The following is a 24,567-nucleotide window of genomic DNA, read 5'->3' on the forward strand; positions in this document are numbered from 1 at the left end:
GCCATGTAGAATCCGCTTACGCATACAAGAATAATGACTTCTGCAAGCAGAAGCCCCGCCCGTATAGAGATGGGTCGACATGAAGACACTCGGGTTCCAACTGATCTACGGTGATTTCCTTGCGCGCAGTGTACGCGGCATCTCCTGCGCACCGCCTGTCAGCCTCTGCATTCTTAGCAAATAACCCTGCGTTAATTCTAAAAATGATACTGATGAGGCACCAACATGGCTGATCTATACGAAAACCCAATGGGCTTGATGGGCTTTGAATTCATCGAATTCGCGTCGCCGGTCCCCCATACACTCGAACCCATTTTTGAAATCATGGGCTTCACCAAAGTGGCCACCCATCGCTCAAAAGACGTGCACCTGTATCGTCAGGGCGACATCAACCTGATCCTCAATAACGAGCCGCACAGTGTGGCGTCCTACTTCGCAGCTGAACACGGCCCGTCTGTGTGCGGTATGGCGTTTCGTGTACGCAATGCCCAGCAAGCCTACTCCCGTGCGCTGGAACTGGGTGCGCAACCGATCGAAATCCCGACGGGTCCGATGGAACTCAACTTGCCAGCGATCAAAGGCATCGGCGGCGCGCCGCTGTACTTGATCGACCGTTACGGTGAAGGCAGCTCGATCTATGACATCGACTTTGTGTTCATCGAAGGTGTGGATCGCCATCCGGTGGGCGCTGGCCTGAAAATCATCGACCATTTGACCCATAACGTGTATCGCGGCCGCATGGCGTACTGGGCTAATTTCTACGAAAAGCTGTTCAACTTCCGTGAAATTCGCTACTTCGACATCAAGGGCGAATACACCGGTCTTACCTCCAAAGCCATGACGGCCCCGGACGGCATGATCCGCATCCCCTTGAACGAAGAATCGTCCAAGGGTGCAGGGCAGATCGAAGAGTTTTTGATGCAGTTCAATGGCGAAGGCATTCAGCACGTCGCCTTCCTCAGTGATGACCTGATTAAAACCTGGGATGCACTGAAGAAAATCGGCATGCGTTTCATGACTGCGCCGCCAGAGACCTACTACGAAATGCTCGAAGGCCGCCTGCCTAATCACGGCGAGCCGGTGCATGAGTTGCAATCGCGGGGCATCCTGCTGGACGGTTCATCCGATAAAGGCGATCAGCGTTTGCTGTTGCAGATCTTCTCCGAAACGCTGATGGGGCCGGTGTTCTTCGAATTTATCCAGCGCAAGGGCGACGACGGTTTTGGCGAAGGCAACTTCAAGGCGCTGTTCGAGTCCATTGAGCGCGACCAGGTGCGTCGTGGCGTGCTGACAGCAGACTGAAAACACGTGTAAATAAACGCCCATCCGCTGTGTCGGTTGGGCGTTTTTTTATGGGTTTAAAACAGGCCTGCCGCGATATTGATCGAAAACCCGAGGACTGCGGTATTGAACAAAAAACCCAACAACGAATGAGCAAGGACTGCTTTGCGCATCTCGCGTGTCGCAATGGCGACGTCCGCTGTTTGCACCGCCACGCTGAGCGTGAAAGAGAAATACATAAAATCCCAATAATCAGGGCTCAGTTCGCCCTCTGGGAAGCGCAGCGCCGGTTCAGGCCCCTCGTTGTTATAGAACAAGCGCGCGTAATGCAGACTGAAAATGACCCCGATCATCAGCCACGAGCCGACGATGGTCATGCCGGTAAAGGCGTAATGCATGATCTGATCGGTATCGCTCAGTTTGCTGTTGCCTGACAGCTCAAGCGTGATGGCCGCGAGGCTGGCCACGGCAGCAATACACACCGTGAATAACACCATGCTGGCATTTTCATCTTCGACCTCAGCTGTGCGCTTCACGTCATGGGCCTTGGCGCGAATAACCAACCACAGCGTCAACGCTAAATACAGCCAGACACCGGCGTTCCAGCCCAGCAAAAATTTAGACGTCAGCGTCGCAGCAGGAGCAAAGATACCAACCGCGACCCCCAACACAGTGGCAGCGGTCAGGCGAGGGTGAGTGCGTGCAAGATGCGGCATAAACAATCCCTGTTACTCGGTATTGCTGCACCTTAGCACGCGCGGTGGACGCTTAAAGCGATCGCGATTTGCTTCTGACCAGTTTCATCACCACGACGAAGAATACGGGCACAAAAACCACTGCCAGGGTTGCCACAATCATGCCGCCAATCACCCCCGTGCCGATGGCCTGCTGGCTCGCGGAGCTTGCACCGGTGGCAATCGCCAACGGCACCACACCGAGAATAAACGCCAGCGATGTCATTACAATCGGTCGCAAACGCAAGCGGGCGGCCTGCACGGTGGCGTCCACCAAGTCATGACCTTCGTCATACAGCGTTTTGGCGAACTCAATGATCAAAATCGCGTTCTTGGCTGACAAGCCAATGATCGTGATCAAGCCCACTTTGAAAAACACATCGTTGGGCATTCCTCGCAAGGTCACGGCCAGCACAGCACCCAAAACACCCAGCGGCACGACCAACAGTACCGCCGTAGGAATCGACCAGCTTTCATACAGCGCCGCCAGACAAAGGAACACCACCAGCAATGACAGGCCCAGCAGAATCGGCGCCTGTGCGCCCGAGATTTTTTCTTCAAGGGACAGACCGGTCCATTCCATGCCCATGCCTGCTGGTAATTGAGCGACCAGGCGCTGGATCTCTTCCATCGCTTCGCCTGTGCTGTGGCCCGATGCGGCTTCACCCGAAATACTGATGGCCGGGTAGCCGTTATAGCGCGTCAACTGAGATGCCCCTTGAATCCAGCGCGCTTCGACAAACGCTGAAAGCGGCACCATTTTCCCCAAGTTGTTGCGCACATTGATCTTGAGCAAGTCTTCAACCTGACTGCGTTGATCGCCCTCAGCCTGAACCACCACGCGCTGCATACGGCCCTGGTTCGGGAAGTCATTGACGTACGCCGAGCCGACCGCCGTGGACAGCACATTGCCAATGTCAGCAAACGAGATGCCCAACGCGTTGGCCCGCTTGCGATCAACCTCCAGTTGAACTTGCGGGCTTTCTGCCAGCGCACTTTCACGCACATTAGCCAGCACCGGGCTTTTCTCGGCCAGCGCCAACAGTTCGGTACGCGCTTGCATCAGTACCTCGTAGCCTGCGCCGCCACGGTCTTGCAGACGGAATTCGAAGCCGCTGGATGTGCCCAAGCCACTGACTGGCGGTGGCAGGATGGCAAACGCCACTGCATCTTTTAGCTCGCTGAAGGCGGCATTGGCTCGATCGGCAATGGCCGAGGCAGAGTCCTTGGCGCCGCGTTCTGACCAATCCTTCATCGTTGTGAACGCCAGTGCCGCGTTTTGGCCGTTACCCGAGAAGCTGAACCCCAGAATCATCGTCGTATTGCCCACGCCAGGCTCGCCTGCGTTGTGGGCTTCAATCTGCTCGGCGACTTTTATTGTGCGGCCCTGACTGGCTCCCGGCGGTAACTGGATATCGGTGATGGTGTAGCCCTGGTCTTCCACGGGTAAGAACGAGGAGGGCAGGCGGGCAAAGCACAGCACCAAGATCACGAGCAGCGCCCCGTAGAGCAACAAGTAGCGGCCACTGCGCTTGATCACGTGCACAACCCAGTGCTCGTAACCTTGGGACATACGCTCGAAGCGTGTATTGAACCAGCCAAAAAAACCGCCTTTGGCATGGTGTTCGCCCTTGGCGATTGGCTTGAGCAGCGTTGCGCACAACGCCGGGGTCAAGGACAGCGCAAGGAAGGCCGAGAACAGAATGGAGGTGGCCATCGACAGCGAGAATTGCTGGTAAATCACGCCCACCGAACCCGGCATAAACGCCATAGGGATAAACACGGCTACCAGCACCAGCGTTATACCGATGATGGCGCCGCTGATCTGGGTCATGGCTTTGCGTGTGGCCTCACGTGGCGACAACCCTTCGGTGACCATGATCCGCTCAACGTTTTCCACCACCACAATGGCATCGTCCACCAGAATCCCGATGGCCAGCACCATGCCAAACATGGTCAGCACGTTGATCGAAAACCCGAGGACCAGCATGGTGGCAAACGTGCCCATGAGGGCGACAGGCACCACCAGTGTCGGAATCAATGTGTAGCGCACGTTCTGCAAAAACAGGAACATCACGGCAAACACCAGCACCATGGCTTCGACCAGGGTGTACATCACTTTGGTAATCGAAACCTTCACAAACGGCGAGGTGTCGTAGGGAATGCTGTATTCGACCCCGGCCGGGAAGTAACGGCTCAACTCGTCCATCTTGGCGCGAATCAATGTCGCCGTACTCAGGGCGTTAGCTTCGGGCGCCAATTGAACGCTGAACGCGGTGGCCGTTTTGCCATTCAGGCGAGTGCCGTACTGGTATTCCTGACTGCCGATTTCTACGCGCGCCACATCCCGCACACGCACTGTCGAGCCATCGGGGTTGGCGCGCAGCACAATGTCACCAAACTCTTCAGGCGTCGACAACTGCCCCTTGACCAGCACCGTCGCGGTGATTTCCTGGGTGGGCCGCCCCGGTAAGTCGCCAATGCTGCCCGCTGAAACTTGAGCGTTCTGACTGGCAATCGCCTGATTGACATCGGCAGGGGTGAGGTTAAAACCAATCAGCTTTTGTGGATCGATCCAGACACGCATGGCACGTTCTGCGCCATAGAGCTGGGCCTTGCCCACGCCTTCGATGCGCTTGATTTCGTTCATCACGTTGCGCGCGAGGTAATCGCTGAGCGCGACCTCATCCAGCGGGCTGTCATTGGCGGTCAAGGTCACCAGCATCAAAAATCCGGAAGACACTTTTTCGACCTGCAAACCTTGCTGCATCACCGCTTGCGGCAGACGAGACTCCACGGCTTTGAGCCGGTTTTGCACATCCACCTGCGCCATTTCGGGGTCAATCCCCGGCTTGAACGTGGCGGTAATGGTTGCGCTGCCCAAACTGCTTTGGGATTCGAAGTACATCAGGCCGTCGGTGCCGTTGAGCTCTTGCTCAATCAGGCTGACCACGCTTTCGTCCAGGGTTTGGGCCGAGGCGCCGGGGTAAACGGCGTAGATTTCAACTTTAGGCGGCGCCACGTTGGGGTATTTGGCCACCGGCAGTTGCGGAATGGCCAATGCGCCGGCCAGCACAATGAACAACGCGACGACCCAGGCAAAGATAGGCCGATCGATAAAGAACTGCGGCATGCTCACTGATCCGTGGAGTGTACGAGAGGGAGTGCGGGGTCATCGATCTGTACCTGCTCGCCGGGGCGCGCGTGTTGCAGACCTTCAATGACAATGCGGTCACCGGCCTTGAGGCCGCTGTTAACAATCCAGCGATCATTTTGTGCATTGCCCAGTTGCACGGGGTGTTGCTTGACGCGGTTGTCCGCGTCAATCAGCAACACCTGCGCCACGCCGGCGCTGTCTCGCAAAATGGCGCGCTGCGGCACGCTGATGCCTTGCTTGTTCATCGCCTGCTCCAGGCGCACGCGCACAAAACTGCCCGGCAGCAAGTCGTAATCCGGGTTGGGAAATTCGCTGCGCAGAATCACTTGGCCAGTACTGGGATCGACGTTGACGTCGGTGAACAGCAATTTACCGGGTAAGGGGTAGAGGCTGCCGTTGTCGCGGATTAGTGTGGCGCGGGCTTGATGGGCCCCCACTTGTTGCAGTTCACCGGCGCGAAATGATTCACGCAAGTTGTCCAGATCGCGCGTGGACTGAGTCAGGTCGACGTGCACAGGGTCGAGTTGCTGAATGCGGGCTAGCGGGGTGACTTCTCCCTGACCGACCAACGCGCCTTCCGTGACCAATGCCCGACCGATGCGCCCGGAAATAGGGGCTGTCACGGTGGCATAGCCTAAATTCAGGCGGGCGCGCTGCACAGCAGCCTTGTTTGCGGCGACATCGGCTTGTGCCTGTTGCGATTGGGCACGGGCGTTATCGTATTCCTGACGGCTGATGGCACTGCTTTCAATCAGTGCGCTGTAGCGTTCATCTTGCTGCCTGGCTTGCAGGGCCAGCGCCTGGGATTTACGCAGAGCGGCTTGCGCGCTGTCCAGGTCAGCCTTGAACGGTGCAGGGTCAATCAAGAACAACACCTCACCGCGTTTGACCTCACTGCCTTCCTCATACACGCGCTTAAGGATGACCCCCGCGACGCGGGCGCTGACCTGCGCCACGCGTGGTGCAACGATCCGCCCACTCAATTCGTTATTGATCGACAGGGGAGCAGTTGTAATGACTTCGGTGCGCACCTTGACCAAGGGCGCTTTCTGTTCAGCATCGGGGCTGTTGCCGCAACCGCTGAGGGCCAGTGCCAGCGCTGAAAGGCATAGCGGGGCAAAGAGCTTTTTCAATGAGCGTGCCTTCTTATAAATGCAGGATGGTTCTGTAAGTGCTTGCGAATGCTAAGCGCAGCACGCAAGAGGCGTTGTGAAGCTGTGTAGGAGGTGTGTGAAAAAGTGTGAAGGTTATGCTCCTATCCATGTGAGGTTGTATATCCTTTGCGTTTCCCCAAGTTGTAAGCATTTATTATGCCCACTATTTTGCTGGTCGAAGACGACGCTGCGCTCTCGGAGCTGATTGCCAGCTACCTGGAGCGTAATGGCTATGAAGTCAGCGTGATTGCTCGTGGCGATCAGGTACGTGATCGAGCCAAAAGCAACCCGCCAGACTTGGTTATTCTTGACCTGATGTTGCCGGGCCTTGATGGCTTGCAAGTGTGCCGTTTGTTGCGCAACGACTCGGCCAGTCTGCCGATCCTGATGTTGACGGCCCGCGACGATAGTCATGATCAGGTGCTAGGGCTAGAGATGGGTGCCGACGATTATGTGACAAAACCTTGCGAGCCGCGTGTACTGCTGGCGCGAGTACGCACTTTATTGCGCCGCAGCAGCCTGATTGAGCCACAAGTGGCCAATGACCGAATCCTGATTGGCAACCTGTGCATCGACCTTTCTGAGCGCACCGTGTGCTGGCGAGGCCAGGACATCGAGTTGTCCAGCGGGGAGTACAACTTGCTCGTGGTGCTGGCAAGGCATGCCGGAGAAGTGCTCAGCCGCGATCAGATTCTTCAGCGTTTACGCGGTATTGAATTCAATGGCACAGACCGCTCTGTTGATGTGGCTATCTCCAAATTGAGGCGCAAGTTCGACGATTGCGCGGGCGAAGCCCGCAAAATCAAAACAGTGTGGGGCAAAGGGTATTTGTTCAGCCGTTCCGAGTGGGAATGCTGAGCCATGTTCAAGGTTCTGCTACGGCTTTATCTGGTCACGATGGTGACCTTCGGCGCAGCCATATATCTGGTGCCCGAGCTGATCGTGACGGTGTTTCACGAGCGTTTCATGCATTACAACGTCGACATGTCCCGTGGCATGCAAACCCTTCTGGTCAAACAGTTCCACACGGTGCCCGCTGAACAGTGGCCGACACTGGCCAGCGAACTGGACACGCAATTCTCCCCGTTGCGGGTTAATTTACTGTCGATCAACGACCCTAAATTCAATGCCCGGGAGCGCCATCAACTGGAGCAAGGCCAAGGCGTGCTGCGCATCGGCGAGTGGGGCTGGCGCACATTAGTGGTGTCCCCGCTGAACCGACAACAAGCGATTGAGCTGGTGATGCCTCCCGACCCGTTCGACATGAACGTGTTGTATTGGAGCATCAACGTTTTGACCGGCGCAGCCTTGCTCGGCTGTCTGTTGCTGTGGTTGCGGCCGCACTGGCGTGACCTTGAGCAGCTCAAGCGCACGGCCGCACAGATTGGCCTGGGCCACTTGAGTGCGCGCACCCACATCTCGCCACGTTCCAATGTTCATGCGCTGGCCAGCGCTTTTGACACCATGGCGCAAGACATCGAGAGCCTGCTCAACCAGCAGCGCGACCTGCTCAATGCGGTGTCTCACGAACTGAGAACGCCCCTGACCCGGCTCGATTTCGGCCTGGCGCTGGTGCTGTGCGATGACCTGCCGCCTGCCAGCCGCGACCGCCTGCTGGTGCTGGTTGGCCATATACGCGAGCTGGATGAGTTGGTGCTGGAGCTGTTGTCCTTCAGTCGCCTGCAAAACCCGGCGCTGGTGCCGGAGCGGGTAGATGTGTCGCTGGACGAGTTCATTGACAGCATTCTGGGCAGTTTCGATGAAGCGCTCGAAACCCCGGACATTGTGCTGGACGTGTTGATGCAAGGGACTCAGGCGCGATTTGCCCTTGATCCACGGCTGACAGCGCGTGCGCTGCAAAACCTGCTGCGCAATGCCATGCGCTATTGCGATCACCGCATTCAAGTGGGGGTCAATGTCACGCCACAAGGCTGTGAGTTATGGGTGGACGACGACGGTATTGGCATTGCCGAGGCGGATCGCGAGCGGGTTTTTGAACCGTTCTACCGCCTGGATCGCAGCCGGGACCGCGCAACGGGGGGCTTTGGACTTGGATTGGCCATCAGTCGACGCGCCCTGGAAGCCCAGGGCGGTACGTTAAAGCTTGAGCAATCGCCCTTGGGTGGGGCGCGCTTTAGACTGTGGCTGCCTGCCTGACTTAGAGGGAGCGGCGCTGGCGGCTCACATGCTTGAGGCCTTCAAGCACCAGTACCCCGACGGCCAGCCAGATCGGTCCGTAGGTCAGCCATTGCCCTTCTTCCAGGCTGTCGCCCAGCAACAGGGCGACGGCCACCAGCAACACCGGCTCGACGTAACTGAGCAGGCCGAACAGGCTAAACGGCAGCAAGCGACTGGCCAAGATGTAAGCAAAGCCTGCGGCGGCACTGATAATACCCATCAGCGGAACGAGCGCGAACAACAGCGGGCGCTGCGCATCGAGATCGACATGCTCGCCGGCAAGTACAAACCATAGCGCAACCGGCACCATCAACAGCATGTCCAGCCATAACCCGCCCAGGTTGTCGATGCCGATCTTCTTGCGCAGCACGAAATACATCGGGTAGCCGATGGCGACCACCAGCGTGGTCCATGAAAAACCACCGGTACGGTACAACTCGTTGGCAACCCCGACCACGGCCAGGGCAGTGGCGATTTTTTGCAGGCGCGAGAGGCGTTCGCCATACACGATGCGTCCAGTGAGAATCATGGTCAGTGGTAGCAAGAAATAACCCAGCGACACATCCAGCCCGTGGCCATTCAAAGGCCCCCACATGAACATCCACAGCTGTAGGCCCACCAGAAAACTGGTGACGGCGACGCAAGGGATCAGAGCCGGTTGGGCGCGCAAGCGCTGAAATATGAGCGGCACCCATTTCCAGTCGCCGCTGAGGCAGATAAACAGTGTCATGAAGGGCAGCGAGATCAGGATTCGCCAGCCGAAGATTTCTTGACCGTTGAGCGGCCAGAGCACAGACGTGAAGTAGTACAGGACGCCGAACAGGCACGACGCCAAAATCGATAAAACAATACCTTTAGACACAACAACCTCAATGGATCTACAGCGTTACTCGTGTGAGTGGGCACATAGCTTGAGGCTGTGGAACATCATTGGCAAATGTCTTTTAAACCAATAAGTTGGCTTTTAAACCTAGCCAAACAGGTAATGCGTGTAACTTCCAAGCAAATACTGGGCCAAAGACGTTTTAAACGAGCGTTCGTGTTTTCAAAAAAAAGATTAACGGTCATGCTCAGGGCCAGTACGCACCTTCCTAGACTGATTTTCTCTGACGCACCAAGTGCTTGAACCCTTCAAAAATCAGCACCAGCACCGCCAGCCATATCGGCAGATACGTTAGCCACTGACCCGAACTGATGCTCTCACCCAGCAGCAACGCCACACAGACCAACAGCACCGGCTCGACGTAACTGAGCAACCCGAACAGGCTGAATGCCAGCATGCGACTGGCCATGATGTAGCTGATCAAGGCCAGTGCGCTGATCACCCCCAGCAGCGGGATGAGCGTATACAGAGCAGAGCGCTGACTGGCGACATCAAAGCCATGCTCACCCCCCTGCACGAACAAGAACGCCACCGGCATCAACAACAGCATGTCCAGCCAGAGGCCGCCGAGGTTATCAGTGCCTATGCGTTTGCGCAGAACGAAGTAGAGCGGGTATCCAATCGCAACCAACAGCGTGGTCCACGAGAAACCGCCCACACGATAGACCTCGTTGGCCACGCCCAGGGTCGCCAGTGCGGCAGCGATCTTTTGCAAATGCGACAAGCGTTCGCCATACACCAAGCGGCCGGTGAGGATCATGGTCAGCGGTAACAGGAAGTAGCCCAGCGACACGTCGAGGCTGTGGCCATTTAATGGCGCCCACAGGAACAGCCATAATTGCACACCCACCAACGCACTCGAAGCAATCAGCCCGCCCCAGAGCATGGGTTGTTGGCGCAGACGGGAAACTATCGCCGGCACCAGCCGCCAGTCCCCGCAGATACACATGAATACACTCATGCACGGCAAGGTGAGGAGCATCCGCCAGCCAAAAATTTCAGCACCGCTCAAGGGATAGAGCAGGGAAGTGAAGTAATACATGACACCGAACAGGCTCGATGCCAGAACAGACAGAACAATACCTTTGGACACAACAGCCTCGTTGACACGCGCATTTTGATTGTTAGAGGCGCGTAGCTTGAGGCCCTGAAGCCCTTAGGGCAAATGCATAAAAAATGGACGGGGTTGGCATAGCGGTTGCCGAAGGCGACGTCCGATTGCGAAGCGCTCGTAAACCCGATGACTGCGGTGTTAGTCAGACACCGCATCGGATGGGTTTCGACGGCTGCGCCGCCGGACGGCGCCTTGCATTACTCGTCAACGGCTAGCGTTTTTAAGTGCGTATGGCCCCGTCAATTACGCGTTGTTCATCCCCCGCGTCATGCGCAGCGCCAACACACTGCCGCCCACAATCACGGCGGCCAGCAAATAGAGCGCGACGTCGGTCGAACCCGTGGTGTCTTTCACAAACCCCACCAGGTACGGGCTCAAGAATCCGGCCATTTGCCCCATCGAATTGATCAGGGCCAAGCCCCCGGCCGCTGCACCGGCACTGAGCATGGCGGTCGGCACCGGCCAAAACATCGGTAGGCCGGTGAGGGCGCCCATCGTGGCAATGGTCAGGCCCAAAATGGCGATTGCCGGTTGGGTGGCAAAGTTGACGGCGATGATCAGCCCCAGCGCGCCCATCAACATCGGCACCACCAAATGCCAGCGGCGTTCTTTGCGCAAGTCGGCCGAACGCCCCACCAGCAGCATGAACACAGCGGCGAGCAGGTAGGGGATGGCACTCAACCACCCAATCACCAACGTGTCGCTGAACCCCAAGTTTTTGATGATCGAGGGCAGCCAGAAGTTAATCGCGTACACGCCGCTCTGAATGCAGAAGTAGATCAGGCCAAACGCCCAGATCGCGGGGTTCTTGAACACCGCGAGCAGTGAGTCGCTGGTGGTAGGCGGTTTGTTCGCGGCGTCCAGCCGATGATCGGCTTCGAGCACTTCGCGCTCATGAGGTGTGAGCCATTTGGCGTTGGCGAAACTGTCATTGAGCAGAAAGATCGCCAAGCCACCGAGGATGACAGTCGGAATACCTTGCAACAGGAACATCCACTGCCAGCCGGCAAGCCCACCCTGGCCTGCGGCGAAGTGGCTGAGGATCCACCCCGAGAAAGGCCCGCCCACCAGGCCCGACACCGGGATGGCCGACATGAACAGCGCCATGATCCGACCACGACGGAATGTCGGGAACCACTGCGACAGATACAGCACCACACCGGGGAAGAAACCGGCTTCAGCTGCACCCGTAAACAGGCGCAGGGTGTAGAACTGGGTTGGCGTGGTGACAAACATCAGGCAGGTGGACAGCAGCCCCCAACTGACCATCATCACAGCGATCCAGCGTCGCGGGCCAAACTTGGTCAACGCCAGATTGCTGGGTACGCCGCACAGCACGTAGCCGATGAAAAAGATCCCGGCACCCAGGCCGTACACGGTTTCGCTGAATTTCAGCGCGTCGAGCATCTGTAATTTGGCAAAGCCAACGTTTACCCGGTCGAGGTAATTGAACAGATAGCAGATGAAAATGAAGGGGATCAAACGCAGGGTGATGCGCTTGTAGATGGCGTTTTTATCGTCATCGCCGGTCAGCGAAGCGGGGGCGCTCTGTGACATCTCTTGTCTCTCTTTATTATGTTTTTTTGCGATCCGAGGTTAACGTTGGTCGCTGCTTGAGTCTCGGTCACCCTAACGTTGCTGTCTTTGTGCTACTGCACAGCATTTTTGCGCTCAGGCTGTGCCTAAGAACAAATGTTTCCAAGGATTGTCACCCTATGTTTGAACTGGATCATGATTTGGCGCAGGACATCGTGGATCGCGCGATGGCCATCTTGCCGTACAACGTTAACGTGATGGACAGCCAGGGGCTGATCCTGGGCAGTGGCGAGCCGGAGCGTATCAACACCCGACATGAAGGGGCGCAGTTAGTGTTGGCCAACGGACGGGTGGTGGAGATCGATGCGCAAACCGCCAAGTGCCTCAAGGGTGTGCAACCGGGTATTAACCTGCCCTTGCTGCTCGATCAACGCCTGATCGGTGTGCTCGGCCTGACCGGTGAACCCGAGCTATTGCGCACCTACGCCGAGCTGGTGCGCATGACTGCCGAGATGCTGGTGGGCCAGCGTCATCAGCAGGCCGAGCAGCAATGGCGACGCCAGCGTTGCGACGATTTGGTGGCCTTGTTGCTGAGTGAAGGCGGCGATTCTCCGCGCTTGATCGACGAAGCTCAGCAGTTAGGTCTCAAACCCCAACTGTCGCGTATTCCGTATCTGTTTGAGCTGGGCAAAGGTCTCACCGGCGAAGCCCTCGGCGCGTGGTTGCAGTCACGTTACCCGGACAGCTGGTGCGTGTGCCCGGCCAACGCATCGCTACTGTGGTGCCGGCCGGCCACCACCACGCTGGATGATGTGCGGCTGTTGGAGCGTCTCGACACCCAGGGCTGGAACGTGCTGCGCATTGCCGCCGGAGGCCAGGCCGATGCGCTCAAAGGGCTGCGTCGTTGCTACCGTCGGGTCGGGGATTTGCTGGCCTATGGGCGCGATGTATTACCTGACACACGGCTGCTGAGTCTGGATCGCTATCGATTGCCCGTCATGCTGTGGCGCCATCGCAATGACGATGCACTGGAAGAGTTGCTCAATCCGTTGCACAAGGTGGTGGCCAAAGACAGTAACGGCCAATTGATAGCTACCTTGCGCAGTTGGTGTGTGCACGACGGTCAAAGTCAGGCCTGTGCCGATGCGCTGGGTATTCATCGCAACAGCCTGCGCTATCGCATGGAGCGCATTGCCGAGTTGAGCGGAGTCGATCCGCTGAGCCTGAACGGCATGTTGGCGCTGTATCTGGGGGTGCAACTGCTGCCCTATGCCCGAGCTTCAGCGATTTGAAAGCAAAAAAAGCCCCGCGACCGAATGAACGCGGGGCTAAACGGTTGGATGCGACCAACCAAAGGAGCCGTTAAATCAGTTGAAACTTAGCGCGCACTGGCCAGGGTTTCGACCTGCCAGCCGCCACCCAGGGCTTTGTAGATCGCCACAACGCCGCGATACAACTCAACCTCGGCTTGCGCTTGGCTGTCTTCGGCCGCCAGACGTTCGCGCTGGGCATCGAGCAGCACCAAAAAGTCCACGGTGCCTTCACGGTAACGAATGGCTGCCAAATCCGCCGCGGTGCGACTGGACTCGCTTTGTCGAATCAGCGACACCAAACGTTGCTGACGTTTGCCGTAGTCAGTGAACGCGTTTTGCGACTCTTCCAGCGCCAACAACACTTGCTGCTCATAGCTGGCCAAGGCGCCCTCGGCTTGAGCATCCGCACCGCGCAAGCGGGCGCGCACACTGCCCAAATCAAACGCAGGCCAGGTGATTCGGGGGCCTAAGGCCCAGGCATTGGCAGCAGCTGAACCGATTTGCGATCCACGCCCGGCAGTAAAGCCGAGGAACCCGCTGAGGCTGACCCGCGGAAACAGATCCGCCTTGGCTACGCCGATACGGGCGGTGGCGGCGGCCAACTTACGTTCAGCGCTCATGATGTCCGGGCGACGTTGCAGCAGATCGCCGGGGTTGCCGATGTTCAACGCTTTAGCAATGGCAGGCAGTTTGGCCGGGCTCAGATCCACACTCAGTTGCTCTGGCCGTTGGCCCAGCAACGTGGCGATGCGGTTGCGCTCACGCGCCTGTTCGGCCTGCAATTGCGGCACGCTGGCTTCAACGGCGGCCAGACGTGCATCCGCGCGCATCACGTCCAGCTCATCACCCACCCCAGCATCGCGCAGGCTTTCGGTGATGGCTTTGGATTCCTGCTGGTTTTTCAGGTTGTCCAGAGCAATGCGTTCACGCAATTGAGCGCCGCGCAGTTCGCCATAGGCATCGACCAACTCAGCAATCATCGTCACTTGCAACTGATACAAATCCGCTGCCGCTGCTTGCTCGTCAGCGTCGCTGGCTTCCAATTGACGCTGGATGCGCCCGAACAGATCAATTTCCCACGCCATGTCCAGGCCCAGGTCGTAGCGCTCACTGTTGACGCGCTTCTCGGTCTGCCCTGGAATTTGCCCCTTGCCAAGGTCACTGCTGGCACGGCTGGTGATGGTCGGCATCGCATCGTTGCTGACGTCATCACGAATGGCCCGTGCTGCACGCAAGCGGGCAAACGCGACGCGCAATTCACGGTTGCCGGCCAACGACTGAGACACCAATGCATTCAAGGTTGGATCGTCGAACTGCTGCCACCAGATCCCTTCAAAATGTGCACGGTCAAAGCCTTTAAGACTGTCGGCGCTGATCTGCGCCGGCTCCGTCTTCGGCGTTTGGTAATCCGGGCCTACGGCACAGGCGCTCAACGCCAGTACCAACAGGCTTGGAAGGAAGGCTTTCACGCTCATTGCTGCGGCTCCAACTTCAAGTGCTTGGCGGCTTTGCGCGCTTCACTGCGCTCCACATAGCGGCGAATCAAGACATAGAACACTGGCGTCAGCAGCAGGCCGAAGAAGGTTACACCGAGCATGCCGGAGAACACCGCAACACCCATCGCGTGACGCATTTCAGCACCCGCGCCGCTAGAGAGCACCAGAGGCACAACGCCCATGATGAAGGCGAACGAGGTCATCAGGATCGGCCGCAGACGCAGGCGGCAGGCTTCGAGCACCGCCGCCAGCGGGTCGAGGCCTTCTTCCTGTTTGTCCTTGGCGAACTCGACGATCAAAATCGCGTTCTTGCACGCCAACCCCACCAGTACGATCAATCCGATCTGAGTGAAGATGTTGTTGTCACCGCCCGAAATAATCACCCCGGTAATGGCTGACAGCAGCGTCATCGGCACAATCAGAATCACTGCCAGTGGCAGGCTCCAGCTCTCGTATTGCGCAGCCAGCACCAGGAACGCCAGCAGCACGCAGAGCGGGAACACAAACAGTGCGGTATTACCCGACAGAATTTGCTGATACGTCAGTTCAGTCCACTCATAGGTCATGCCGTTAGGCAGTTCTTCTTTGAGCAGTTTCTCCATGGCTGCTTCTGCTTGCCCGGAGCTGTAGCCCGGTGCCGCGCCGCCGTTGATTTCAGCGGTGACGAAACCGTTGTAGTGCATCACGCGGTCGGGGCCTGCGGTGTCGCTGACCTTGATGAAGGTCGCCAGCGGGATCATTTCGCCTTTGTTGTTGCGCACTTTCAGTTGGCCAATCTGCTCAGGCTCCAGGCGGAACTGCTGCTCGGCTTGAACGTTGACCTGATAAGTGCGCCCGAAGCGGTTGAAATCGTTGGCATACAGCGAACCCAGATAGATCTGCAACGTGTCAAAAATATCGTTGATGGCCACGCCGTGGGTCTTGGCTTTTTCCCGATCAATCGCTGCATCAACTTGTGGCACGTTCACTTGGTAGCTGGTGAACAACCCGGCCAGCTCTGGCACGTTATGGCTCTTGGCAATCACGTTCTGAACTTCTTTGTACAGTTCGTCATAACCCAGATTGCCGCGGTCTTCGATTTGCAGGCGGAACCCGCCAATAGTGCCCAGACCTTGTACCGGAGGTGGCGGGAAAATCGCGATGTAAGCGTCCTGAATGTCCGCGAACTGAGCGTTCAAGGCGGCTGCAATGGCGGCAGCTGACTGGCTTGGGTCCTTGCGCTCATCAAACGGCTTGAGCGGGGTGAACACAATGCCGCTGTTCGGACTGTTGGTAAAACCGTTAATCGACAGGCCAGGGAAGGCCACCGAGTTGGCAACCCCAGGTTGTTTAAGCGCAATTTCGGACATGCGCTTGATAACGGCTTCAGTGCGATCCAGGCTCGCGGCGTCTGGCAATTGAGCGAAGGCCACCAGGTATTGCTTGTCTTGCGGTGGTACGAAGCCGGTTGGCGTATGGGCAAATCCGGCCCACGTCAGCACCATCAAGCCTGCGTACAGCAACATGGCGATACCGCTGCCACGAATCACACGGCGCACGGTGCCGACGTAACCGTTACTGGCCTTGACGAAGAAGCGGTTGAACGGGCCGAACAGCCAGCCACCGAACAAACGATCCAGCACACGGGTAAAACGGTCTTTCGGCGCGTGATGGCCTTTAAGCAATACCGCTGCCAGTGCAGGGGACAACGTCAGCGAGTTGAAGGCCGAGATGACTGTGGAAATAGCAATCGTCAGGGCGAATTGCTTATAAAACTGCCCGGTCAGACCCGAGATAAAGGCGGCCGGAATAAACACCGCACACAGCACCAGTGCCGTGGCAATGATCGGGCCGGTTACTTCACGCATCGCCCGCTTGGTGGCCTCTACCGGGTTGAGTCCCAGCTCGATATTTCGCTCGACGTTCTCCACCACCACAATCGCATCGTCGACCACGATCCCGATGGCCAGTACCAGACCGAACAGCGACAGTGCGTTGAGCGAGAAACCGAACATGTGCATCACGGCAAACGTACCGATCAACGACACTGGCACGGCCACTAGCGGAATGATCGAAGCGCGCCAGGTTTGCAGGAACAGGATAACGACCAGTACTACCAGAATCAGGGCTTCAAACAGGGTATGCACCACGGCTTCGATCGAACCACGAACGAAAATGGTCGGGTCATACACGATGTCGAAGTCCATCCCTTGCGGGAAGTTCTGCTTGAGTTCGGTCATTTTTGCGCGAACGTCATTGGAAATCTGGATCGCATTGGAGCCAGGGCGCTGGAAGATCGGTATCGCCACTGCCGGTTGGTTGTTCAGCAAGGAACGCAAGGCGTACTGACTGGAGCCCAACTCAACCCGTGCAATGTCCTTCAAACGCGTGATCTGCCCATCGTCACCCGAGCGGATGATGATGTTCTCGAACTCTTCTTCAGTGACCAGACGGCCCTGGGTGTTGACCGACAGCTGGAAGCTGGTGGCATTCGGCGCTGGCGGGGCGCCCAGGGCACCGGCTGCAACCTGACGGTTTTGCTCACGAATGGCCGTGACCACATCGGTAGCGGTCAGGTTGCGAGATGCGGTTTTGTTCGGATCAAGCCAGACCCGCAATGAGTAATCCCCCATGCCGAACATCTGCACATCGCCGATCCCGTTCAAGCGTGCCAACTCATCCTTGATGTTGAGGATGGCGTAGTTAGACAGGTACAGCATGTCGTAACGCTTGTCCGGGGAGGTCAGGTGAACCACCATCGTCAGGTCGGGCGAGGCCTTGTCCACGGTAATGCCGATGCGCGTGACTTCCTCAGGCAGCTTGGGCTGCGTGCGCGTCACACGGTTTTGCACCTGCACCTGAGCGTTGTCCAGGTCAGTGCCCAGCGCAAAGGTGATGGTCAGGGTGATCTTGCCGTCAGCGGTGGACTGCGAAGACATGTACAACATGTTTTCAACGCCGGTTATCGCTTGTTCCAGCGGCGCGGCAACGGTATCGCCGATCACTTTGGGGTTGGCGCCGGGGAAGTTGGCACGCACGACCACGGTCGGCGGTACCACTTCCGGGTATTCGCTGATCGGCAATTGGAACAGCGAAATGCCACCCGCAATCAAGATCAACAATGAAAGTACGGCCGCGAAAATGGGCCGCTGAATGAAGAACTGGGAAAAATTCATCGGAGTTATCGTCCCTTAACCACGAGGAGTCGCGACACTGGCCAGTTTCGAAGCGCCAGTGGCGGGCTTGATTGGCGGCAGGTTGCTGGCTTCCAGGGCTTGTCGTTGTTGTGCCAGTGCGGCGAGGGTCTGTTCGTTGGCCATCGGGATAACTTCAGGTGTTACCGGCGAGCCGGGACGCACTTTCTGCAAGCCCTTGACGATGATCGTGTCGTCTTTGTTCAGGCCGTTACGAACAATGCGCAGACCCTCGATTTTTGGACCCAGATCCACCGCGCGGTAGGTCGACTTATTGTCAGCATCCATCACCAGCACGAACTTTTTGCCCAGATCGGTGCCCACCGCTTCGTCATTGATCAAGACGGCAGAGTAGGTACCGCTGCCCACCAGTTTCAGCCGTGCATACAGCCCCGGGGTGAAGCTGCCATCAGCGTTATCGAACACCGCGCGGCCGCGAATGGTGCCGGTTTTCGGATTGACCTGGTTGTCGACGAAGTTCATTTGCCCCAGGTGTGGATTACCGTCTTCGTTCGACAGTCCCAAGTACACCGGCGTGGTCTGGCCGCGCTGGCCTTGACGGGCCAGTTGCGTGTACTTGAGGAATACGCGCTCGTCGGCATCGAAATAGGCGTAGACCTTGTCAGTGGACACCACGCTGGTCAGTGGCGAGACGTCGGCCGTCACGATGTTACCGGCAGTGATTTCGGCACGGCTGACGCGGCCGCTGATCGGGGAAGTCACACGGGTAAAGCTCAAGTTGAGCTTGGCCAGGTCCAGCTCGGCCTGAATCGCGGCAACCCCGGCACGGGCTTGCTCAGAAGCCGTAGTGCGCGACTCGGCCAACTCGGCCGAAATGGCATTGCTTTCACGCAAGCGCTCACCGCGCTGTGCTTCGTTCTGACTGCGGGTGGCATTGGCGCGCGCCTGCTGCACTTGAGCTTCAAGGCGACGCACTTGGGCCTGGAACGGGCGCGGATCAATCTGGAACAACAGGTCGCCTTTCTTCACCAATGCACCTTCGGTGAAAGCAACCTGATCAATCTGCCCGGACACGCGCGGGCGAATCTCGACGGTTTCGGGGGCCTCAAGGCGCCCGGTGAACTCGTCCCATTCATTGACCGGCTGTTCGAGTACTTTGGCCACACTGACTTTTGCAGCAGGAGCTGGAGCAGTCGCTTGTGGAGTTTTGCCGCATGCACTCATCACCACGATGGCCAAGGCCGCGAGCGGGAAGCGCAAATGTTTAAGTGACTGTTCCATGAGAGGGGAGTCCGCCAATCTATTGAGATGGGGCGGATAATGCTGGCGCGCATGCTGGCGCACGAATCGAACCCAGCGAAGGTCACTATCATCCAGAATGATATAAACCCTGAGCAAGCCCTCTAGCCTGCGCTTTTTGTTAGGGGGCTATCAATTAATCTTTATCGTTTGCTGCAAACAATCAGAACCTGCTCAGAAATATACAGAAAGTCCCTACAGCATCCCAGAACCTCTTGTCATAGGGTTTCCACTCACCGAAATAGAGTGGAAGTTATGGCTAATCACGGCTACATGACCCTCACGGGCAAAACGTCAGGATTAATATCGGCGGGTTGCTCTACCCAGAATTCTATGGGTAACAAGTGCCAAATAGAGCATGCCGACGAAATTATGGTGCTGTCCTGCACTCACAACATGACCAACACCGGACATCTGAATAAAGCAACCCACGGCCCCATTATCATCACTAAAAACGTTGATAAATCTTCACCGCTGCTCGCTCAATCACTGTCCAGCCGTGAAGAGATAAGTGGCGTTATCAGCTTTTACCGACTCTCTTCTTTGGGTACGCACGAACGGTTCTACTCCATCTCGATCGAGGGCGGCATAATCGCTGACCTGACGCTCGACATGCCGCATGCTGTTTTACAAAATGAAGCTGAACCTCAAGAACATCTTGCCATTCGTTATCGCGAAATCACCTGGACCCACCATGTGGCAGGTACCAGTGGTTATAGTTATTGGGGGGCATGAGGTATGAGACCGCAAAAAACCAATTGCCCGCCAACACGTTGTGATGATTGGTTAGTTAGCGAGGCGGCCGCAAACGTGAGCCGTCAAGCTTGCACGTTAAGTGCAAGGCACATTAATGATGGAGCCTTGAGGTTACAGTTCAATCGAGAGGTTTCTTATTACACCAAGGGGATTGTGAAAGATGTGTCTCAAGGCAATAAAACGGTAGAGCAGGGTTTGAAAGAGCTTAAGGATGAGCAGGGTAGTTTGCTTAGTCAGTCGTGGGAAGTAATAAGAAAAGGCGCCGGGACCATTGCCGGGGCCATGCAGATCGCAACAGGTGCAGGAATATGCTACGTATCGGTCGGTACGTTGTGTCTCGTCGCCGGTGTGCCGATGATGGCTCATGGTGCAAATAATGTATATGAGAGCGGACGTAATTTATTTGAGCGTCGGAATGATATAGAGGGACCGCTCAGGAAGGGTTATCAAGCAGTAGCAAAAGCAATGGGGAATAGCGAGCGAGAAGGAAATATTGCCTATGGCGTTGCTGACCTAGGGCTGTCGGCATATGTACTCGGTCGGTCGGTATTGAAACCCGATGCCTGGCGATTATTCAGGTACATAAGAACTGACTATGTACGCGCTTATAAAAACATGGGAGCCAAGTCATTAGGGCTCGAAATATATATAGACTTTCAAACAGGAAAGCAGTTACTGCATGAGACTGACAAATGATTGCCTTTACCTTTACAGTCGCGGCCTTGTGCGGAATTTTTATTGCGTTTTATTTAAAGTTTCGACTCTCCGGCCCCCATCTAAACTACCTGAGTTTTTATTCTTGCCTGGTGTTCAATGGAGTATTTGTGGTGCCTTACATTGACATTATCCAAAGTGGCTGCTTTCTTTTTTTTGGGTGTCGTCCGGATATAATTTCACACTATCCGTTCATTGGGTGGGCTGCACTCGTTTGTGTATTCATCCATCTTTTTGCACTTCCCGTTAAAAAAACCACTCGCAGATATTTTTTTTAAGGTACGTATCTCGCCCTAACTCGCTCGAATGAATGCTTCAACATGTCTACCTATTTCATAATATTACTCACGCGACTGTCACAAACCCCGTTCTCACACGCTATTCCTGCTCCGTTTAGCTGTCTGTCCTGCGACTGCTTACCATTTTCGTTCGACATTACAAGCTATCCGGATCGCCCAAAACATCTGAATACGAGAGCGTAACCACCGTTCCCCCGGATCGTTGTCTTGAGCGCCGCGCCGCGCCATATGTACTTCAAACGCCGGGTAGCGGGGGGCTCTTACGCGCACGCACCGCCCACAGCGCTCAGGGCATCAGCGGTGTAGTCCGGCACAGTGGCGAGATTGTCGGTGCCCGTAGCAATGTGCTCACATTATCGAATTGGCCATGCAGGCGGCGAAGATGCTCCCGGGGGCCAAATTGATTGAATTCACCGGTATGGGCCACGCGCCGTAAATGGAAGACCCGACAGGATTCAACGCCACCCTGATCAAGCAGTTGAGCCTGAAACCGGGGCTATTTATTAAGTCCTCATTGGCCGGCCAGCAGACCGGCTAATGGCCATGCTCTTTGCTGCGAACCTTGATTTAGACGCTTTTAATGCGTTATAGCTAAAAAGGAGACCTATTTGGACACAGGAAACAACACACCTTATGGACGGAAGCACACGTATCCATCGCCAGTCCGGCTCACGATCCGCACCCCTGATTGCGAATTGTGGGCCTCACATCAAGCACTGCGCATTCGCAGCTACAGGGTACATTTCCCGACTCTTGATCTTCATGGCCTTACCTTATCTTCGTCCCTGTTTCTCAGGGAACTGCGCCGACTGGCGCCATTGCTACGTCCCCCCGCCTGACACCCACTGAACACTGCTGCCTCTCGGCACTTCATCTGACCCTCATTGCCTGATCTGAACCCGGCGGACGGCTAAATTCCGTGTCCGGCGTGCAGAGACGATCCTCTTTCCACGCGCCTGCCAGACATTCGCACGGGCGCGAGCAGTTCAAGGAGTTACACCGCCAATGATCTATTTCCAGGGCAAACGCATCCTCAGCGCCATATTCGATATGGACGGCACGATGTTTGACACCGAGCGCTTACGCTTCAAGACCTTGAAGCAAGCGGCGATGGAGATTTTCGGCAGCCCGCTGAGTGATGAAACCCTGACTGGTTCACTGGGTTTAAGTGCCAAACGCGCTGAAGCACTGGCAAAGGCCAATCACGGCGCAGACTTTCCCTACGCCCAAGTCAGGCAACGGGCAGATGAGCTTGAGCTGGCGCATGTGCGCAATCATGGCGTGCCCATCAAAGACGGCTTGCTCGACGTGCTAGAGCGTCTGCGCCGCTGTGGCCTGACCATGGCCGTGGCCACCTCCAGCCGACGCGCGATTGCCGAGGAATATTTGATCAACGCCAACGTGCTCAAGTACTTCGACATCACGGTGTGTGGTGATGAAGTGGAGCAAGGCAAACCGCATCCCGAAATCTTCCTCAACGCGGCCAGCGCACTGAACTGCCTGCCCGAACACTGCCTGATGCTTGAAGACTCTGAAAACGGCTTGCTGTCAGCGATCCGCGCGAACGGGCAACCCATTCTGATCGAAGACATCAAGCCCCCGGCCCCTGAAGTCAAAGCGGGGGCGTTGCAGGCCTATACCAGCATGAGCGAATTTTTGGCGGACTTGAGCGACTGCATGCCTCACTTGGGCGTGCCTGAATTGACCGAGCCGTTTCCACAGGCCCTCAACCAGTTCAGCGTCGGCATCCACGGATTCGGGGCGATGGGGGGTGGTTACCTGGCGCAAATTTTCTCGCACTGGGATGGTTACACCCGGCCTTGCGAAATCATTGCTGCGACCCGCTCGCCGATGCTGCGCGAAACCATTCAGGCGTTCGGTCGCTACAGCGTGCGCTACGGCGCCACCTCGTTTGATCAAACCATTGAAAACATGAGCATGATCGACATGGATGACGAGCAAGCCGTCATTCGCATGTACGACGTGGCCGAAATCGTTGGCCTGAGCCTTCCCGAGTCTGCGATCCGCAAGCAAGCGGGCGTGATTGCCCAAGGCTTGATTCGTCGTTTCGAACGCAGAAGCCGGGTACTCACCCTATTGATTGTTTTGAACAAGGTCGGCGGCGCTGCATTCGTGCGCGAGCAAGTTGAAGCGCATTTACGCCGCCTGGCCTCGCCGCAACTGTGTCAGCGCATCCTCGACAATACGTATTTTGCAGAAACCGTGGTCAGTCGCATCGTGTCCAAACTGTCCACTGACGCGTTGCTGCGACAGCTACGGATCAAGTCGAAAATGTTCGAAAACACCTTGAGTGAAGAGAGCCGCACACCGGCCACGGCCTCGAAAAAACGAGTGCCTGACTATGAGCAGCTGATCAGCCGCTTCCGGCCATATGCCCAATCCAGTCAGGCGCTTAGCCAGTTGCATCTGATCCTGTTCAATAGCGAACCGGACATGCCGCTGTACGCCGAACGCTGCGGCCATTTGCTTGAGCGTCTGCGCCAGGTCAAGACAGTTGCAGACATTACCCAGACCCAAGTGATCAAGAATTTGCTGTGGAATGGCCCGCATGCCGTGATCGCCTGGTACGCCAGCCTGCTGGGGCATACCTGGCTGGGGCAGGGGATGGGCGATACACGGGTCAGCGCGCTGGCCCATCGACTTATCCGCGAAGAGGTCGGTCCGGCATTAATCGCGCAAAACCCGGAAGCGGCTGATGCTGTCGAAGATTTCTCACAGGTTTTCCTCAAGCGCTGTGCCACGTCCTTCAAAGATCCCTGTGCCCGCGTAGCACGAGACCCACTGCGCAAGTTGCAACGTCACGAACGCATCTTTCGCAGCATTGATCTGGCCCGCAAGCACGGGATACCCACTCCATCCCTTGAGTTTGGGGCGGCTTTAGCCGTTCATTACGCCCTGCGCAACCCCATTGAGAAGGATCAGGAGTGCCAGTTGATACGTAAGATCTATCGTGAAAAGGGGGAGCTTTTGTCTGTTCTGAGCTATGTGGGCGACTACAATGGGCGTCCTTATTCAGGGCTGGATCCGGTCACCGACAAGGATTTGCTTGAGTCGATTTCCCGCCGGTTCATTGACCTCAAAACGCCCGATTAAAGCCCCGAAAATCGAAAGGGTGATCCTGTAAAAGGGCTCTCTTTCGTATCAGCGATACTGACGTCAGGTGTGAGATATAACGAGGTGGTTGCGAAAAGTAGCATATAGCCATGATGCGCAAGAAGTTGCGCACTCAAATGTGGATAACCCTGTGCATACATCGCTACAGCGCTCATAAAACGTGAGCTGTAGACGAGTGCGCAAGAAGTTGCGCAGCACTGCGCAACTTCTTGCGCACTTTGTCGATGTTTCTTACGTGAAAATCATCGTTCCGATTGACTTAAACTTGTTATCTCATTGATTAACATAGATTTTATTAGCTTTGGCATGAACCTTGATTGTCTCTATCGGCACTTGAACGGCATTTGGGCCTTTCAAGTCCTTTTTTTTCAGCAAGGAGAGCAT

At 56.5% G+C, this 24,567-nt stretch carries 16 protein-coding genes and 1 pseudogene; 7 read left to right on the top strand and 10 right to left on the bottom strand.

The genetic code is table 11. From position 1 onward, the window contains the following. The first annotated feature begins 225 nt into the window (after positions 1-225). Positions 226-1,302 carry a 4-hydroxyphenylpyruvate dioxygenase gene (hppD, locus tag AP059_RS03360; protein WP_048402334.1) on the top strand — a complete coding sequence of 359 codons (1,077 nt, stop codon included), beginning with the start codon at positions 226-228 and terminating at the stop codon, positions 1,300-1,302. 56 nt (positions 1,303-1,358) lie between these two features. Here the strand turns inward: hppD and AP059_RS03365 are convergent, their stop codons facing one another. From AP059_RS03365 to AP059_RS03375, 3 genes are read right to left on the bottom strand one after another with little or no spacing between them, the layout of a single operon-like run. Further along, complete coding sequence (locus tag AP059_RS03365) at positions 1,359-1,997, bottom strand: DUF1345 domain-containing protein (protein ID WP_059761871.1); 639 nt, start codon at positions 1,995-1,997, stop codon at positions 1,359-1,361. Positions 1,998-2,049: 52 nt separating this feature from the next. Next, a complete protein-coding gene (locus AP059_RS03370; RefSeq protein ID WP_059761872.1) occupies positions 2,050-5,148 on the bottom strand; it encodes an efflux RND transporter permease subunit in 3,099 nt (1,032 codons plus the stop codon). Positions 5,149-5,150: 2 nt separating this feature from the next. Next, complete coding sequence (locus AP059_RS03375; RefSeq protein ID WP_059761873.1) at positions 5,151-6,305, bottom strand: efflux RND transporter periplasmic adaptor subunit; 1,155 nt, start codon at positions 6,303-6,305, stop codon at positions 5,151-5,153. A gap of 177 nt (positions 6,306-6,482) precedes the next feature. Between AP059_RS03375 and AP059_RS03380 the strand changes: the two genes are divergently transcribed. Together AP059_RS03380 and AP059_RS03385 are read left to right on the top strand one after the other, a co-directional pair. Further along, positions 6,483-7,184 carry a response regulator transcription factor gene (locus AP059_RS03380; protein ID WP_059761874.1) on the top strand — a complete coding sequence of 234 codons (702 nt, stop codon included), beginning with the start codon at positions 6,483-6,485 and terminating at the stop codon, positions 7,182-7,184. Between the two features lie 3 nt (positions 7,185-7,187). Next, on the top strand, positions 7,188-8,483 hold the full coding sequence (locus tag AP059_RS03385; RefSeq protein ID WP_059761875.1) for an ATP-binding protein: 1,296 nt from the start codon (positions 7,188-7,190) through the stop codon (positions 8,481-8,483). Between the two features lies 1 nt (position 8,484). Here AP059_RS03385 and rarD (AP059_RS03390) read toward each other — a convergent pair whose 3' ends face one another. The 3 genes from rarD (AP059_RS03390) to AP059_RS03400 form a co-directional block, all read right to left on the bottom strand. Continuing rightward, positions 8,485-9,366, bottom strand: a complete 882-nt coding sequence (gene rarD / locus AP059_RS03390) for an EamA family transporter RarD (RefSeq protein ID WP_048364817.1) — start codon at positions 9,364-9,366, stop codon at positions 8,485-8,487. 229 nt (positions 9,367-9,595) lie between these two features. After that, positions 9,596-10,480 (bottom strand): EamA family transporter RarD, encoded by an 885-nt coding sequence (gene rarD, locus AP059_RS03395; protein ID WP_059761876.1) that lies wholly within the window; start codon positions 10,478-10,480, stop codon positions 9,596-9,598. Between the two features lie 264 nt (positions 10,481-10,744). Beyond that, a complete protein-coding gene (locus tag AP059_RS03400) occupies positions 10,745-12,058 on the bottom strand; it encodes an MFS transporter (RefSeq protein ID WP_059761877.1) in 1,314 nt (437 codons plus the stop codon). A 158-nt stretch (positions 12,059-12,216) separates the two neighbouring features. On the opposite strand from AP059_RS03400, the gene AP059_RS03405 reads away from it, so the two are divergent. After that, on the top strand, positions 12,217-13,329 hold the full coding sequence (locus AP059_RS03405; protein ID WP_059761878.1) for a sugar diacid recognition domain-containing protein: 1,113 nt from the start codon (positions 12,217-12,219) through the stop codon (positions 13,327-13,329). 86 nt (positions 13,330-13,415) lie between these two features. On the opposite strand, the gene AP059_RS03410 is transcribed toward AP059_RS03405, so the two are convergent. The 3 genes from AP059_RS03410 to mexE are packed head-to-tail and all read right to left on the bottom strand — an operon-like array spanning position 13,416 to position 19,261. Then, positions 13,416-14,825 (bottom strand): efflux transporter outer membrane subunit, encoded by a 1,410-nt coding sequence (locus AP059_RS03410; protein ID WP_059761879.1) that lies wholly within the window; start codon positions 14,823-14,825, stop codon positions 13,416-13,418. After that, positions 14,822-18,001 carry an efflux RND transporter permease subunit gene (locus AP059_RS03415; protein ID WP_059761880.1) on the bottom strand — a complete coding sequence of 1,060 codons (3,180 nt, stop codon included), beginning with the start codon at positions 17,999-18,001 and terminating at the stop codon, positions 14,822-14,824. Before AP059_RS03415 ends, AP059_RS03410 begins: the two co-directional genes overlap by 4 nt. 15 nt (positions 18,002-18,016) lie before the next feature. Beyond that, entirely contained in the window at positions 18,017-19,261 is a 1,245-nt protein-coding gene (gene mexE, locus AP059_RS03420) for a multidrug efflux RND transporter periplasmic adaptor subunit MexE (protein ID WP_059761881.1), read from the bottom strand. Positions 19,262-19,534: 273 nt separating this feature from the next. Between mexE and AP059_RS03425 the strand changes: the two genes are divergently transcribed. Further along, on the top strand, positions 19,535-20,014 hold the full coding sequence (locus AP059_RS03425; RefSeq protein ID WP_059761882.1) for an Hcp family type VI secretion system effector: 480 nt from the start codon (positions 19,535-19,537) through the stop codon (positions 20,012-20,014). Positions 20,015-20,017: 3 nt separating this feature from the next. Further along, positions 20,018-20,731 (top strand): DUF4225 domain-containing protein, encoded by a 714-nt coding sequence (locus AP059_RS03430; RefSeq protein ID WP_059761883.1) that lies wholly within the window; start codon positions 20,018-20,020, stop codon positions 20,729-20,731. Positions 20,732-21,184: 453 nt separating this feature from the next. Here the strand turns inward: AP059_RS03430 and AP059_RS21905 are convergent. Then, positions 21,185-21,412, bottom strand: a pseudogene (locus tag AP059_RS21905) (LysR family transcriptional regulator); the annotation flags it as partial. Between the two features lie 641 nt (positions 21,413-22,053). Here AP059_RS21905 and mtlD point away from each other — a divergent pair. After that, entirely contained in the window at positions 22,054-24,162 is a 2,109-nt protein-coding gene (gene mtlD, locus AP059_RS03440) for a bifunctional mannitol-1-phosphate dehydrogenase/phosphatase (protein WP_059761885.1), read from the top strand. The last annotated feature ends 405 nt before the right edge of the window (positions 24,163-24,567 follow it).

The organism is Pseudomonas sp. TAA207 (genome assembly GCF_001529285.1).
Lineage (GTDB): Bacteria > Pseudomonadota > Gammaproteobacteria > Pseudomonadales > Pseudomonadaceae > Aquipseudomonas > Aquipseudomonas weihenstephanensis.